This window comes from Pirellula sp. SH-Sr6A (assembly GCF_001610875.1).
In the GTDB taxonomy this organism is placed as follows: domain Bacteria; phylum Planctomycetota; class Planctomycetia; order Pirellulales; family Pirellulaceae; genus JBKCUI01.
On record NZ_CP011272.1, the window covers coordinates 385329 to 399984 of the forward strand.

Here is a 14656-nt window from a genome sequence, read left to right on the forward strand (position 1 = left end):
TGTTTCGACATGTAGCCCGTAAGGTGCCCCGTATCGCGTTGAGTGTTTTCTTGAGTATGAACAAAGCCCAAAAAGTTCGAAATTTGGAAGAAGTCCTGGCGAATACCCAATTGCCAGCCTTACCCACGAGCGCCATGCGTCTCCTCGAGCTCTCGCAGGACACGCGAAACGGACCCGCTGAGTATGCGAAGCCCATCGAAGCGGACGCGGGGTTGATGGGTCAGATTCTCCGATTCGTTAACTCGTCGTACTTCGGCTTCTCGCGCGAGATCGCGTCGATTCATCAAGCCTTGTCGTTGCTCGGAGTTCGGACAGTAAAGAACTTTGCGTTGTGGAGCGCCGTTTTTGCGTTGGTACCCAATCCGAAGTTCGGACCTTTCGATTTAAAGAGTTTGTGGCAGGACTCGCTGAGACGAGCTGTCTTTGCCAGGAGTCTTGGTCGAGTTCTGAAGTTGCCGAATGCTGAAGATTTGTTTGCAGCTGCCCTTCTTCAAGACATGGCCATTCCACTCTTGCTCAAGGCCCTACCGGAGGAGTACGAGAAACTGATTGAACGTCGAGCTGCAGAAAAGGTACGGCTTTCATCGTTGGAAAAGGAAGTGTTTGGTTGGGACCACGCACAGGCGGCTGGCGCTCTATGTCGCAATTGGAGATTGCCAGAAGAGTTTGCGGTATTGATTGAACGTCACCCAGACGTTGATGAGCTACTGACCGGCCCATCTCCGAAGAAAGATGCTGCTTGCGTCGCCGTGGCATCCTTGCTCCCGTCATGCAGGGATCAGCAATGGCTTGAGCACGATTCCTTCTTAGAAAAACTGGATCAGATTACCGGCGAGATCGAAGTCGATTTGGACGAACTCATCGGTGCGGTCGATGCATCCTTTACCGAATTCGCACCGATTCTTAAATTGCCAGTTCCCGAAAGATCTCTTGCAGATTGGCTTCGCGAAGAAGAGAGTCATCACGCATGATTGAAACCGTCCATAACTATTCCAACGAGATGATCCTGCAAGCTATCTCGGCCGAATTGCCGGCATTGGAGCCACAGCTTCAATTGGCAGTAGCAATGATCCTACGTCAAGAGACGCTCGGACAAAGCGGTGCGGCCGATACGATGCAGGATGAGCTGTCTGGACATCAAATCCAGAGCGCTTATTTGAGACTTCAGTCCTTGATCGATCAGCAGAGTGCGGTCGCGCAAGAATTGGGTGAACTCGCGACGGGTTCGCCATGTGAATTCGAGCCGAATCAAATCTGGATTTTGATCCGTGCCATCAAAGCGCAGAGCCGACTCGTGGACTTGATGATCCCGTAGGCTCACACGCTGGTTCTATGGGACGTTCGAATGTGCGATGGCGTGCGCGATGCGTGATCGATGCGTGATCGTCTCGACGGCATCGACTATCCTTGTGGAGCTTGTTTGGCAGCCAACATCTTTTGGACTTCTTGGAGCGATGTGTGTCCTAACGCACATGCCGCGATCCCTTCTTCTTGAAACCCGAGATGGTTTCGCTGTTTAGCGATCTTCCGGATTTCATCGGGATTCGCAGCGTATTTCAAGAACGCTTGCTTCATGACATCGTCGACGGTGAGCAGTTCGAAGATGGCCATACGTCCGAAGTAGCCGCGACCGTTGCACTTTTTGCAGATCTCAATCTCAATGGGTTTGCCGTTCGCATCCACGCGTTGTTCCGGCGGTGGTGGGATCGTGGGGTTCCAAAGCTTTTGAATTCTTCCAGGCGGAACACCGAGTTTTTGGAGGAGTTGTGGATTGGGTTGATACGGTTGTTTGCAACGATCACAGAGCCGTCGCACCAAGCGAGCATTGATAACGCCGGACAACATCTTCACGATGTTTTTGGCTTGCGCTCGGTGTTTGAGCATGAGTTGGAGGACCGCATCTACGGCGTCGGTCGCGACAACGCGGGTGACAGCATGTTTTCCATGGGTCATCAATTGTTCGTAGACAGCCTCGACAATGTCGTCATCGATCAGTGACGGCATGACAAGGACATCGGGTTGCCGGAGCATCAATTTCGCAAAATGCCCAAGGGGCGGGTCTCCTACCCCGGGTTCGAAGAAGTTCTGAGTCACGTTGATGATCTCTGGATCCGCATCGGCTTTATTCTCCAGAGAGACCCAATCCCGAACGTATTTGTCGGCATTTTCTAAAGCAACGCGCCAAAGGGATGGCAAGCCGTGGGTAGGGGGAGCGCTCACGACGATCAAACCACGATCGCCATTGAGCATGCTTCGAAACGACTCGATCATCGAGTCGCGCATTCCAAGATCGGACAGTGTCTTAAGAGTTGGTTTCTTGGTATCAATCGTGAAAAGGACGCGTTCTCCTGTCGGTACCCCCGCGCTCATAAACGAGATGACCCAGTCGATCTCCTTGAAGTTGGTAGCGAACTTCGCTTCTTGCTTTGCACGTCGTTCGGCGGGATTCAATCCGAGTATTTTTTTGATGGCAACGAGAGCGCCATCGCCGGTAGCGCGGTCCATAGGGGGCAAGGTCTCCCAGACACCATCGATTCGATAGCGAACAATTGCCCCCTTGGTGGAAAAATCCATGTGGATGCGGTCAGCACGCCCTGCAATGGCATTGGCAATCACGATCAACGCGACGGGATATCCGGGCAGTTGCCTCGCGGCGATCGACAGCCCTTGAGCTTCGTCTTTGGGGATCCCGATTTGCTTGATTTCCAATGCCGGCAACGTGATCTCACCTCCAGCAGCCACGGCCATTGGATCGGAGGTAGCAGGCTTGGGTTTTTTCTTGCCAAAAATCATAGTAAGGAAGCTCTAGGGAAGGGGTCCCCGGGGAGGAGATTGGGGGACACCGAGTTAGGAGTAGTGGAGGAAAAGAATAAGTTCGGCCGCATCCAGTTTCGAATGCGGCCGCACAAAGCTGCGTCGGGCTTAAATGATACCAGGCTGGCTAACGTTGATCCCCTTGAGAGCCATTTTGAGCGCATCCGGGTTAGGAGCCACTTCGAACGCGGTCGGTCGATCGATCAACCCGTCGTCGATAAGTTGCTTGAGGCTCATGGTGAAGTCCTGCATCCCATCTTCTGCACCGATTCGAATTGCATCGGAAAGCTTTTGATCTTTACCTTCCAAGATCAGTTTTCGGATCATGGGACTAAAGGTCATGACTTCGCAGGTGGGTACACGGCTAACGCCTTGACGGATCGATCGAAGCAGCTTTTGTGCGATGATCCCCTTCATGTTGAACGCCATGGCGTTACGAATGGCTCCGTGCAATTCCTCTGGAAACAAGTCGAGAATACGGCCGATGGTCGAGGGGGCGGTCGACGCGTGAATGGTTCCAAACACCAAGTGCCCGGTTTCGGCTGCGTGGATCGCCGTCATAAACGTTTCTTGGTCCCGCATTTCACCGACGAGGATGATGTCCGGGTCTTCCCGAACCGCGTGTTTCATCGCGATTTCAAAATTCTTGACATCGGTACCTACTTCGCGTTGGTTGATCAGACACTTGTCCTCCGTGTACACGAACTCGATCGGATCTTCGAGGGTCAAGATGTGTTTGCGGTAGGTGCGATTGATCCAGTTCAACATCGAAGCGATGGTTGTACTTTTTCCCGACCCCGTAACCCCGGCAAGCAAAACCATTCCTTGGTCGAATTTGCAGAGCTCTTCGAGGATAGGGGGAAGGAACAATCCTTCGAAGTTGGGAATGAAATTATTGATTCGCCGCGCGACCAAACCTGGTCTGCCGAGCTGCTTCAACATGTTCACCCGGAATCGCCAGTTCTCGCCGTCGACATTGACGGTATAGGAGAAGTCAGCGCCCCCCTCCTCTTCAAAAATGCGACGGTTTCGATCGTCCAGCATCGGGATCAAAAGCCGGACCATTTCCTCGACTTCAATGGGAGGACGGTTGAGCGGTTTCAAATCCCCTTTGACCCGGACGATCGGGGGTGTACCGACTTTGAGGTGTAAGTCGCTACCTTCCAATTTCACGCAGGCTTTGAAGAGTTTATCGACCTCCAGCTCCGATTTGGTCTGCAAAAGGGATGCTGCCAATTCGTCGGCGGCAGGAGTCGACTTGTTGGTCTGCGGACGGGCTTCAGCTGTTGCCATAAGGTTCGAGCAGTTTGGGGAAACGAAGAGAATTAGAAATCGCGAGAAGGGCCTCGGTGCCTCCGCTCCATTCTAGTCTACAACGATCCAAATCCCTAATGCGAGGAGCCTAGACGCACCGGAATTCCATTTTGTGCCATCAGACGCTTGGTTTCCTCGATGGTGAACTCGCCGAAGTGGAAGATACTCGCAGCCAAAACCGCGTCCGCTCTTCCGATTCGGATGGCGTCCACCATATGGATTGGGTGGCCGGCTCCACCGCTCGCGACAACAGGAATATCGACCGCCTCGCTCACAGCCGCGGTGATCGGCAGGTCGTATCCGTCCTTGGTTCCATCCCGGTCCATGCTGGTGAGGACAATTTCGCCCGCCCCCAGGCGTTCGACTTCCTTCGCCCACGCGACGGCTTCGAGACCGGTCGGGGTTCGTCCGCCGTGAATATGGACCTCCCAAAACTCCTTGCCATCGCGCAGAACACGTTTGGGATCGATGTTGACGACAATGCATTGAGCACCGAACCGCTCGGATGCTTGACGAACGAGCTCCGGATTCTTGCAGGCCGTCGAGTTGATACTGACTTTGTCGCATCCTGCCTGAAGCAGTTGTCGAATGTCGTCAACCGTGCGAATCCCCCCTCCGACCGTGAGGGGCATGAAGACTTGCTCGGCCGTGCGTCGCACGACATCGAGCATGATTCCGCGATCTTCGTGGCTCGCGGTGATATCGAGAAATACAAGCTCATCAGCCCCTTCGGACTCATAACGTTGGGCGATCTGGACTGGATCTCCGGCATCGCGAAGATTGAGAAAATTGGTCCCTTTGACGACCCTTCCGCCATGGACGTCGAGACAGGGGATGACTCTTTTCGCAAGCATCTGCCGTGATTACCTTGTGCTCGCGGTGGGGGTCCCACCTGCGATCGATGCGTTAAGGGACTTTTGAAACTGATCGAACAAATAGCTGCTGTCGTGAGGGCCTGCCGATGCCTCGGGGTGGTATTGGACGCTGAAAGCATTGTGCTTTCGGTGCCGAACCCCAGCGATCGTATTGTCGTTGAGATTGCGATGCGTCACCTCCAAGCATTCAGGGAGAGAGGCTTCTTCGACCGCAAATCCGTGGTTCTGTGAAGTGATTTCCACCTGCCCCGTCAAGCAATTCAAGACCGGTTGGTTGGCTCCTCGGTGCCCGAACTTCAGTTTGAATGTCTTCGCACCTGCCGCCAAGGACAGAAGCTGATGCCCTAAACAGATTCCGAACACAGGTTTCTGCCCCAACAACTCGCGAATCGACTCGATCGCGTAGGTAAGAGGTTCGGGGTCCCCCGGGCCGTTGCTCAGAAAGACGCCATCGGGATTCTGATTGAGAACGTCCTGGGCGGAAGAAGTCCCCGGCAGAATCGTGACCCGGTTTCCGCGATGGGCCAAGTGCCTGGGAATGTTCCACTTCATGCCGAAATCTAGGCATACAACGTGAGGTACTCGATTCCCTTCGGTATGCGTTTCCCCGCCCAGAGAAGAATAGGGGTGCAACACACTGCCCCATTCGTTTGCAGAGCCTGGCATTACCTCGCGAACCAAATCGCGTCCGATCAAACCAGGACTCTTTCTCGCTTTTTCAACGAGCGATGCGCGATCGGAGTCGATGGTGGAGATGATCCCTTTTTGAGCGCCACGATCTCGAATGCGTCGCACCAAGGCCCGTGTATCGATTCCCGAGATAGCGACAATGTTGTGCTTGATCAAGTAATCCGATAGCGACCCATTTGCGCGGAAGTTGCTATGGATGCGGCTATTTTCGCGTACGACAAATCCTGCGATGCGAGGGTGGCTCGACTCGAGATCCTCCAGATTGACTCCCACATTCCCAATCATGGGGTAGGTCATGGTGACAATCTGACCGCGATAGGAGGGGTCGGTCAAGATTTCTTGATATCCGGTTAGGGACGTGTTGAAGACCACTTCGCCATCCCGCTCCCCTTCGGCACCAATGGAAAATCCCTCATAAACGGTACCGTCTTCCAATGCCAAGAAGCCAGGTTTCTGTTGGCGATACAACGTTGGGATCCCCCCGAGTTTCGAGTTGATTGGCCTAGTACAGACCAACGAATTTGCAGGGAATGAGCCCCGTATCCCTTCGCCCAACCCCTTTTCAATAAAATTTCAAAAATGATATCGCAGAACGGATGGTTTCACTAGGGGCAACGAAGCATGGAAAGGGTTATCGAAGAATCTCTTGGCGTTTCTGCGAACCTGGTTATGCTGAGCAGCGTACTCGCACGGGTCTATTTCCCTTCTTGAAAGTCGTCCCTATGGTCTTGGATACCATTTCGCCGATGTTTGCCGCTTCGGACTTTTGGATGGCCAAATGGCTTACGCCATTTTGGTTTGTCGGAGTCGGCATTCTTTTGGGCTTGGTCGTGCTCTCCTTATTTTTGGCGCTCGCATTCCTCCTGATTGTACCGACGCGCGGTTTGGAGCCTGCTCGAAAGAGTGGGACGCTCCATTGGGTGGCCCTCGCTCTGACGGTATTGCTCGGAATTGGAATTGGGGGCTTTCTCAACTCAGGAGACTTCCGTCGAGCTTTCTTTGTGAAGGGCGAGTTCGCCACCGAGGAATGGCTCTTGGTAAGCGTTGCCCTCACTGCCATGTTGGGTTCGATGGTTTGGGCGCTGCTCTTCTGCTCTTCGACTAGGTTCTTCGGCGAGCTGCGAGCCCTTTTGTTTGAAGGGGTCGGCTTCGCCATGTTGGTAACTTTAGGGACTGTTGGAGCGATCGGCCTTGCTGCAACTCCTTGGGTGGATGACCCTCGAAGCGTCGCTAGCAGTATTCCGCAAATGTTTGCCCCCTCAACAAGGACACTCAGCTTTACCCTCCCTGGTTCCACGTCACCAGAGGGTGGCAAGCTGCAAAAGCTGGAGGTGCAATACGATCCATCCACGCTCGGCTTTACGAAGATCGAATCCAACCGACGAATCCTGATCGCGGACGCATCCGAAGTCGACCAACTGCGTTTTGCCGCCGTGAACATCGATGCCGATGCTCCTAAGGTTTGGGAGCGATCGATGGGACCGAATAAGAGCCCGCTTCCGATGGTCGGCGGTGCCGAAGTTTTTGCTCAGAACGAAGAAATCGACGATGCGGAAGTGACGTTTACGCTCGTTTCGTACCCACCGGTTCCTCAAGCCATCTCGATTTTGCTCGTCGCCGCTTTTGTGACGGTGTTTGGGTTGCTCTTTTTCCTGATGCAATCCGCTGCACCGAAGATCGCTGCGATCGCCCTTTCGGCAGCGAAGAGCGAGCTTTCCCAGCCGTTGCCCAAAATCTTGATCACCATTGTGGGGCTTGCGATTCTCCTGTTTGTATTCCTGCCGTTTCACACATTCGGGGAAGATATCAAACTGTTGAAAGACTGCGGAATCACGTTAGCTCTTATCGCCGCAATCTTCCAAGGTGTGTGGTCGGCGAGCACGTCAGTTAGCGATGAAATTGAAGGTCGCACGGCGTTAACGCTTCTGAGCAAGCCGATTCACCGACGTTCGTTCATCATCGGAAAAATCCTAGGTGTGTTCTGGATTTTGATGTTCATGTTCTTGGTCATGGGCTCCTTCGAACTCTTTGCGGTGGCCTACAAACCGATTGTGGAAGCTCGCGAGAACTCATTGGATATCCCCATGTGGCAGCAGTGCCATTTGGAAATGTTCCAAACCATCCCAGGTCTCGCTCTGGCATTCATGGAAGCCGTCATTTTAGGCTCGATCTCGGTCGCGATCGGGACTCGCGTCTCGATGGTCGCCAATTTCGCGATTTGCTTCTCGATCTATGTTCTCGGGCACCTAACTCCCGTGATTATGGAATCCGCAGCAGGTGGGTTGCCGTTGGTCGAATTCTTTTCGCAGTTGATTTCAGCAATCGTCCCCAACTTGAATCACTTCTCGATGGAGTCCGCGATCGATGCGGATGTCGGAGTGCCTTGGTCGGTGATCGCCAGCGTGTTTGTTTACACGACAATCTATGGAATCGGAGCCACCTTGCTCGGTCTCCTCCTTTTTGAAGAACGAGATTTGGCGTAACGTGAAATCGCTTGTTTATTGTTTCCCGACGCAGCCCCATCATGTGGATTGGATGCGAGCTGCTGCTCCGAACTGTGAATTTATTGAAGCGACCCAGGAGACGATTCCCGAGCGGATCATGGATGCCGAGATCTTTGTGGGGCATGCCAAGGTTCCGGTAGATTGGGACCGCGTAGTCGAGCAAGGAAAATTGCGTTTCATTCAATCCTCTGCCGCCGGGCTGGATCACTGCTTGGCTCCCTCGGTTATCGAGTCGGATATCGTGGTGTGCAGCGCCTCAGGATTGTTTGCCGATCAAGTCGCCGAGCAAACCTTGGCGTTACTTCTTGGGCTGCTTCGGGGGATTCCGATTTTCTATCGACAGTGGCAGCGCAAAGAATTCGTTCGCAGACCGACCGACGATCTTCACGGAAAGCGAGTAGGGATTGTTGGAATGGGGGGAAATGGTCGCCGGCTCGTCGACGTACTCGCTCCGTTTCGAGTAACCATGCGAGCGACCGATTTCTTCCCCGACCGCAAGCCTGCAGCGTTGGAAGAGCTTTGGCCGCATACGCGACTGGAGGAATTAGCGGCTTGGTCGGAGATCCTCATCCTTACCCTGCCCCTCAATGCTTCGACGCGCGGTGTGGTGGACAAGACGATCCTTCGCGCCATGCCAAAAGGGTCTTACTTGGTGAACGTCGCTCGCGGTGCATGTGTCAAAGAGTCCGATCTGTGCGAGGCACTAGCGGATGGCCATCTCGCCGGGGCTGGATTGGACGTAACGCAAGTCGAACCCTTGCCCGAGACTAGTCCTCTGTGGGGATTCGACAATGTGTTGATCACTCCGCATGTCGGAGCGCAAGCGGGAACACGTACGGACGACACGACGCGACTGATCTGTGAGAATCTTCAGCGTTACTTTGCTGGACAAGATCTCTACAACATTGTCGACAAACGCCTTGGCTTTCCGCACCCCAGCGTCCTCTATACACTGCGCCATCAAGCCGACTGACTCGCATTGCGGACTTTCGACATAAACAACGTGAGTTTGGATTCGTCGAGCTTTCCATGGCTGCGAAGGCCCGAGCAGACATCGAGCCCGAAAGGTTGAACTTCGTCGATCGCTCGTGCGACGTTTTCCGAACTCAGTCCCCCCGCAAGGAATAGCGGAACTTCAACCAGTTCGCGTATGCTCCGACTGATCGACCAGTCGTGTGTCCGACCGGTTCCCCCAAGCAGTTTGACGGGCAAACGCTGATCGCCGGAGTCGAGCAATAGTGCATCGACCCCTGACTCGGCAACGCGACATGCCTCATCGATCGACTCATGTCCCGTAACATGGATCACTTGCACGAGCGCCACGCCCGGCAGAGCCAATCGAAGATCTCGATAACTGCCGCGTTCCAAACGATCGACGATTTGGACGGTATTCACGCCACAACGCTGCTGTAGTTCGATGATGGCATCGGCATCGGTTTCACTGGTGAGGAGAAAAGAACCGATAGACGGCGGTGTGATGGAAGCTATTTCTGTGATGAGGGAATCGGAAATCACACCAGGACCACTTGGCATTTTAGCCACAAGGCCGAGGGCATCCGCACCATGTCGAAGGGCCATGCGAGCCTCGCTCATGCTCCCGATGCAGCAGACTTTCACTCTCGGATGTAGGGTTGGTTCCAAAATCTTTCCCTTGGTCAACTCGACTTGCATACACGGCGTTTTGAGAGAGTATACTCCCAACACGAATCGAATTCTCGAAGAGCCCATGGAGGAAGAGTATCCGCATGGAAAAGTCTATGTTTTCGTGGAAGAGGATGTGGGTTGTTCTACTACCCTGTCTCTATATCGTGACCATGCTGGTGCTGAGACCGAGCACGTCGCGGTTCAACGCCCAACTTTTCGACGCCGGAGCGTTGCTAGGCGGAGCTTTGTTGATGGTAGTTTGCGCGGCGTCATATTTTTCGTGGCCGCTTTATTTAGCAATGAACATGGCTATTGGCGCATTGACCTTCCCTGGACTGATGACGCGGATGGATGCGTGGATTGTCCCCTTACTCCTCTGGTGCATCTACGCTGCAGTCGTCACCTATTTGGGCCGAATAGTAAGAACAAAAGATATTGCTTCGCCTACCAGTGTTCGTGTCGAATGAGCAAAGAATCGAATTTCGTTTTTGACTCAAGCCTGCTCCTGGACTGTCTCGCGGCAAAAAAAGGTAAACGCGGGGCCGAGAGACCCGCATGTGATCATCGCGAAGAGCGACTTTATGATCACTTCTATGGACACAATAGCCGGGTCATCTCCATATTGGTTGAAATACCAATCCTCTTGCATAAAGGATGTACCCGATAGGTGATAGACTCGTTCAATACCCCAAGCAGTCGATGCCGCAAAGGAGCCCAAAAACGAAGCGACGTACATCACGATATAATTTCGTCTGCTGAGGCTAAAATAAGCGCTCAATATCGCCGATATGGCGAATGGAGCCCATTGCAGATGGGCTTCTGAGGACAACGTAACGCTTCGGGCTCGTAGAATGAAATAAAACCCAACCGATAAAATCAAAACCAACAAATCGAGCGAGCGAAGTTTCAAGCCTATCTCCAACCTCGTTTATGGGGCTGTGGAAGTGTAGTAGGTCGATGAAGACTGGTATTCACGTCACTCAAGCTGCTGTCGGTTACGAGAGGCGGTTCAACGCTCGTTCGAGGGACTCTACGGCGCGGTGTAGATGCAATTTCCAGATAGATAGGTTTTGAGAACTTGGGTTTGTGCGATGTCATCGAGGGGGCATTCCAGGACATCGCGATCCAGGATGATCCAATCGGCGTGTTTGGACGTTTCGATGGAGCCCTTTTCTTTCTCTTCAAACGTCAAATGAGCGTTGTTGATCGTGTAAAGTCGGATGGCTTCTTCTCGGGCGATGCGCTCGATCGGGTGCAATGCGTTGTTCATTCCTCGCGGTGTTCGGGATAACGTGATCCACATGCCGAGGAATGGATTGTAAGGGTTCACCGATCGAAGCGACCCGACCTTTTGCATATGATCGGAGCCTCCTCCAACAATAACCCCTTCACGAAACAGGGATTGGTAGGGCTGGAACCATCTCAGTCGTTGTTCTCCAAATTGTCGGTGAAGCGTGCGGCCATCCAGCCATAACCAAGCTGGCTGCAGATCGGCGACCACCCCAAGTTTCTTCATCCTCGCGATGGCGTTTTCCGTTAGGAAATTGCAATGCGTGATACAGGGACGCATCTCTCGAACCGGTGTATCCCGATCGACTTGCTCATAGGCGTCCAGCAATGCCTCGATCGCGCCATCACCCACCGAGTGCGCGGTCATTTGCAAACCATGGCTCAAGGAATCCTTGGCGATGGCGTAGAGTTTGTCCGGTTGCACGTAAAGGAGTCCCCGGTAGTTCGGGTCGTTGATCCCGTAGATGGAGCTCACGCCCCATGGTTCCTTCATGAAGGCGCTTCCGGTCAACATCCCTCCGTCTAGGAATATTTTGGTACCGCGCAGCCAGAGGTTGGGATTGTGTCGGTGCAAAGGATGTTCGGACGCGAAGCGAATATCCTCTTGGATTTTGGCGAGTGAATCTTGGGCATTGATGGCAAACGACATGAAGACGCGACACGTCAGCCGGGAGCTTTGGTGCAGTTCATTGTAAAGCTCCAACCCTTCGCGAGAGACGTTGCGATCGCAAACGCTCGTGATCCCGACTTGGTTGTAATCGGCCAGCAGTTTCGAGAGCGATTCTAATTTCGCATCGCGCCCGACTTTCTCTTGACTATTGTCCATTCGTACCAGTCGTGTGCAGCTACGAAGGATCCCATTGAGTTTCCCCGTTTTGGGATCTCGTTCGAGATACCCCGACTGGCCGTCAGTGATCGTGAAATCCTCGCCGATTTCGCTCCGTTTTAACGCGAGGCTATTCAAGGCCCCATCGGGCCCCGTGCGAAAGAAAACAGGGTGGTCGGGAGCGACACGGTCCAGTTCCTCACGGGTAGGGAAACGTTGTTCTTCCAAGCGTGTGACGAAGATCTGACTCAACATGATCCATTCCCCCTGCGGCACCACCGCGGTTCTCGATTGGATGTATCGAAAAACATCGTCGAGGGACTTCATGTCGGGAATGGTATGGTTCCACTCAAAGAGGGACGCGTCGACCGCATGGACATGGGAATCCGATAGACCGGGGAGTACCATGCGTCCTCGAAGATCCTCCTTCGAGAGGTGCTTCCCACTCAAGGTCGATTGTTGTTGGGCTGCAGCCGATACGGATTCAAACGTCCCGACCGCTAAAAACTTGCCATCTTTGACGGCGAAGGAATCGGCGATGGTGCCTTGAGCATTCGCCGTGAACACTTTTCCATTGTGAAAGACCTGAATCCCGTTTTCGGTGGCTTGGACTGCAGCGGGACTCGAAAACAGGACCGCTAATGCCGAAAGTAATTGGGAGTACAGGTAAGGGGAGGAAGGGAGGCTGATTGAGGGGCTCTGCATCGCCGAATGCCTTGCGAAGGAAGGGGATAGTTAGAACGGAGGGGATTTTCTTCTTACCATAACACAGGTACGAATCGCATGGGGGAGACCGAGTCCGGTTCGCGCAATACCACTCGAGCTCTCGATGGTAAATCTGGTATAGTGGAGGGCCCGATTTGGTTCTTGTCTCCCATTACTGCTACCATCTATGCGCCATCGACTATCCATCTTCACCGTTTCTTTGGCCGCGTTGGCGACATTTGCGCCTCGCGTTTTCGCTCACCCGGGGCATGACGCGCACGCCCCCCAGCAGGGACTGCTTCATTGGCTACTAAGTCCAGTCCATTGGACCGCGGCGGGATTGATCGTTTTCATAGGGTTTTTCGTATTCGCCGCCCTACGACGGAACGATTCGACAGCGAAGAAGACCATCGACGCGACGGCCGAGGCGTAGTGCGATTCATCGCGTTTCGGACTTATCCAACCACTACCCCCCCCCTCCCCAACGTTGGAGTTTTTCATGCGAGCTTCCTTTCGCCATTCCGTATTGAGCGTCGCCCTTTGGTGCGTATCCTTCCACTTCTCTACGGTCGCTACAGCAGAGAACAGGCCGGATGAAGCGGGTAAACAAGCTTCGTGGGCTCAGTGGAGAGGCCCTCATGGAAATGGCATTGCGAATGAGAAAGGGATTCCGACACGCTGGAGCAAAACCGAGAATGTGCGTTGGCGCTGTCCTTTGCCAGGCCAAGCGGGCGCGACACCGGTTTTTTGGGGAGACCGCTTGTATTTGACAAGCTCGGAGGGGAGCGATCTCGTCGCGGTATGCGTATCCGCCGCGGATGGGAAGATTGTATGGAAGACAAAGATCGGGACGGGAAATCAAGATGCACGGGCGGGCGAAGGCAATTCGGCGTCCCCTACTCCTTGTACAGATGGCAAGCATGTATGGGTCTTTTTCGGCACCGGTGTACTCGCTTGTTTGGACATGGATGGTAAAGAGGTTTGGAAGTTCGATGTCGGAGAACGGTTCGGCGCGATCGATATCCAGTTTGGAATGACCTCCACTCCAGTACTCGACGGTGACTCGCTTTATCTGCAATTGATACACGGCCGGATGAAGATGGATGACAATACGCGGACCGGCCAAGTCATCAAGTTGGACAAAGCGACAGGTAAAACCGTATGGGTGCACAATCGGGATACCGACGCCTATTTCGAATGCAAACATTCCTATGCGTCCCCATTTCTCTATCGAGATGGAAAGACGGAATTTTTGATCGTACATGGTGCAGATTGCACGACAGGCCATGATTTATCGAACGGCGACGAGCTGTGGCGTTTTGGAAATCTCAATGGCCCGACTGAGTGGAATCCGAAAAAGAAGGATCCAACCTTCCGATTTGTGGCATCCCCAGCTTTCGTTCCGGGTCGCATCTTGTTGCCGACGGCAAAAGAGGGCCCCATGGTTGCGTTGAAGGTCGCGGAGTTGAAAGGAGATTGCTCTGCGAAAGCCTCTGCAGTCGCGTGGGTTTGTCCACGCACTCCGGACGTGTCGATTCCTCTGATCGTCGATGACCTCGTGTATGTACTGCACAAGGATGGAAAGCTTCAGTGCTTGGAATTGGCGACAGGCAAGGAAGTTTATATGGAGCGGACCCACACCGCGCAACATCGCAGCAGTCCCGTCTATGCCGATGGGTTGATTTACTTCACATCCAACGACGGAGTGGGATCGGTTGTCAAAGCCGGCCGACAGTTTGAGCTTTTGTCCAAAAACGAGCTTGGTGAAGCGACCACAGCGTCGCCAGTGATTGTCAACGGAACGCTTTACCTCCGGTCCTACGAAGCCCTCTACGCCATTGCCAAGTAGTCCTTTTTCCATTTGGATTGTTACTCCAACACTTCGGCCGTTGGAGGCCGACGAGCGATTCGAACCGTCAACCACCAATGGCGAGCCGTATGCTATTGGTCTACAATAGCGGCTTATTCCCCACCACAATCCCTCCAATTCTTGA

13 protein-coding genes are annotated in these 14656 nt (G+C 53.6%); 6 read left to right on the plus strand and 7 right to left on the minus strand.

Annotated elements, in window-relative coordinates:
- Window positions 1-56 precede the first annotated feature (56 nt).
- Window positions 57-971 (plus strand): HDOD domain-containing protein, encoded by a 915-nt coding sequence (locus VN12_RS01215; protein ID WP_146675119.1) that lies wholly within the window; start codon window positions 57-59, stop codon window positions 969-971.
- Window positions 968-1315, plus strand: coding sequence for a hypothetical protein (locus VN12_RS01220; RefSeq protein WP_146675120.1), 348 nt, complete (start codon window positions 968-970; stop codon window positions 1313-1315). The genes VN12_RS01215 and VN12_RS01220 overlap by 4 nt, the downstream gene beginning before the upstream one ends.
- Before the next feature lie 86 nt (window positions 1316-1401).
- Here the strand turns inward: VN12_RS01220 and VN12_RS01225 are convergent, their stop codons facing one another.
- The 4 genes from VN12_RS01225 to carA form a co-directional block, all read right to left on the minus strand.
- Complete coding sequence (locus VN12_RS01225; RefSeq protein ID WP_146675121.1) at window positions 1402-2793, minus strand: ATPase, T2SS/T4P/T4SS family; 1392 nt, start codon at window positions 2791-2793, stop codon at window positions 1402-1404.
- A 129-nt stretch (window positions 2794-2922) separates the two neighbouring features.
- The gene (locus tag VN12_RS01230) at window positions 2923-4107 is read right to left on the minus strand and encodes a type IV pilus twitching motility protein PilT (RefSeq protein ID WP_146675122.1); all 1185 of its coding nucleotides are present in this window, start codon (window positions 4105-4107) and stop codon (window positions 2923-2925) included.
- Window positions 4108-4202: 95 nt separating this feature from the next.
- On the minus strand, window positions 4203-4982 hold the full coding sequence (gene hisF, locus VN12_RS01235; protein WP_146675123.1) for an imidazole glycerol phosphate synthase subunit HisF: 780 nt from the start codon (window positions 4980-4982) through the stop codon (window positions 4203-4205).
- Between the two features lie 9 nt (window positions 4983-4991).
- Window positions 4992-6161, minus strand: a complete 1170-nt coding sequence (gene carA, locus VN12_RS01240; protein WP_146675124.1) for a glutamine-hydrolyzing carbamoyl-phosphate synthase small subunit — start codon at window positions 6159-6161, stop codon at window positions 4992-4994.
- A 254-nt stretch (window positions 6162-6415) separates the two neighbouring features.
- Here carA and VN12_RS01245 point away from each other — a divergent pair, with 254 nt between their 5' ends.
- Both VN12_RS01245 and VN12_RS01250 read left to right on the plus strand, forming a co-directional pair.
- Window positions 6416-8176 carry an ABC transporter permease gene (locus tag VN12_RS01245; protein WP_146675125.1) on the plus strand — a complete coding sequence of 587 codons (1761 nt, stop codon included), beginning with the start codon at window positions 6416-6418 and terminating at the stop codon, window positions 8174-8176.
- Window position 8177: 1 nt separating this feature from the next.
- Window positions 8178-9170 carry a D-2-hydroxyacid dehydrogenase gene (locus VN12_RS01250; RefSeq protein ID WP_315850181.1) on the plus strand — a complete coding sequence of 331 codons (993 nt, stop codon included), beginning with the start codon at window positions 8178-8180 and terminating at the stop codon, window positions 9168-9170.
- On the opposite strand, the gene VN12_RS01255 is transcribed toward VN12_RS01250, so the two are convergent.
- The 3 genes from VN12_RS01255 to VN12_RS01265 form a co-directional block, all read right to left on the minus strand.
- A complete protein-coding gene (locus VN12_RS01255) occupies window positions 9158-9868 on the minus strand; it encodes a phosphoribosylanthranilate isomerase (protein WP_146679747.1) in 711 nt (236 codons plus the stop codon). The two genes, VN12_RS01250 and VN12_RS01255, sit on opposite strands and share 13 nt — an antisense overlap.
- 466 nt (window positions 9869-10334) lie before the next feature.
- On the minus strand, window positions 10335-10751 hold the full coding sequence (locus tag VN12_RS01260) for a hypothetical protein (RefSeq protein WP_146675127.1): 417 nt from the start codon (window positions 10749-10751) through the stop codon (window positions 10335-10337).
- A 120-nt stretch (window positions 10752-10871) separates the two neighbouring features.
- A complete protein-coding gene (locus VN12_RS01265; RefSeq protein WP_146675128.1) occupies window positions 10872-12662 on the minus strand; it encodes an amidohydrolase in 1791 nt (596 codons plus the stop codon).
- A gap of 187 nt (window positions 12663-12849) precedes the next feature.
- Between VN12_RS01265 and VN12_RS01270 the strand changes: the two genes are divergently transcribed.
- Both VN12_RS01270 and VN12_RS01275 read left to right on the plus strand, forming a co-directional pair.
- Window positions 12850-13095, plus strand: a complete 246-nt coding sequence (locus VN12_RS01270) for a hypothetical protein (RefSeq protein ID WP_146675129.1) — start codon at window positions 12850-12852, stop codon at window positions 13093-13095.
- A 66-nt stretch (window positions 13096-13161) separates the two neighbouring features.
- The gene (locus tag VN12_RS01275; RefSeq protein WP_146675130.1) at window positions 13162-14511 is read left to right on the plus strand and encodes a PQQ-binding-like beta-propeller repeat protein; all 1350 of its coding nucleotides are present in this window, start codon (window positions 13162-13164) and stop codon (window positions 14509-14511) included.
- The last annotated feature ends 145 nt before the right edge of the window (window positions 14512-14656 follow it).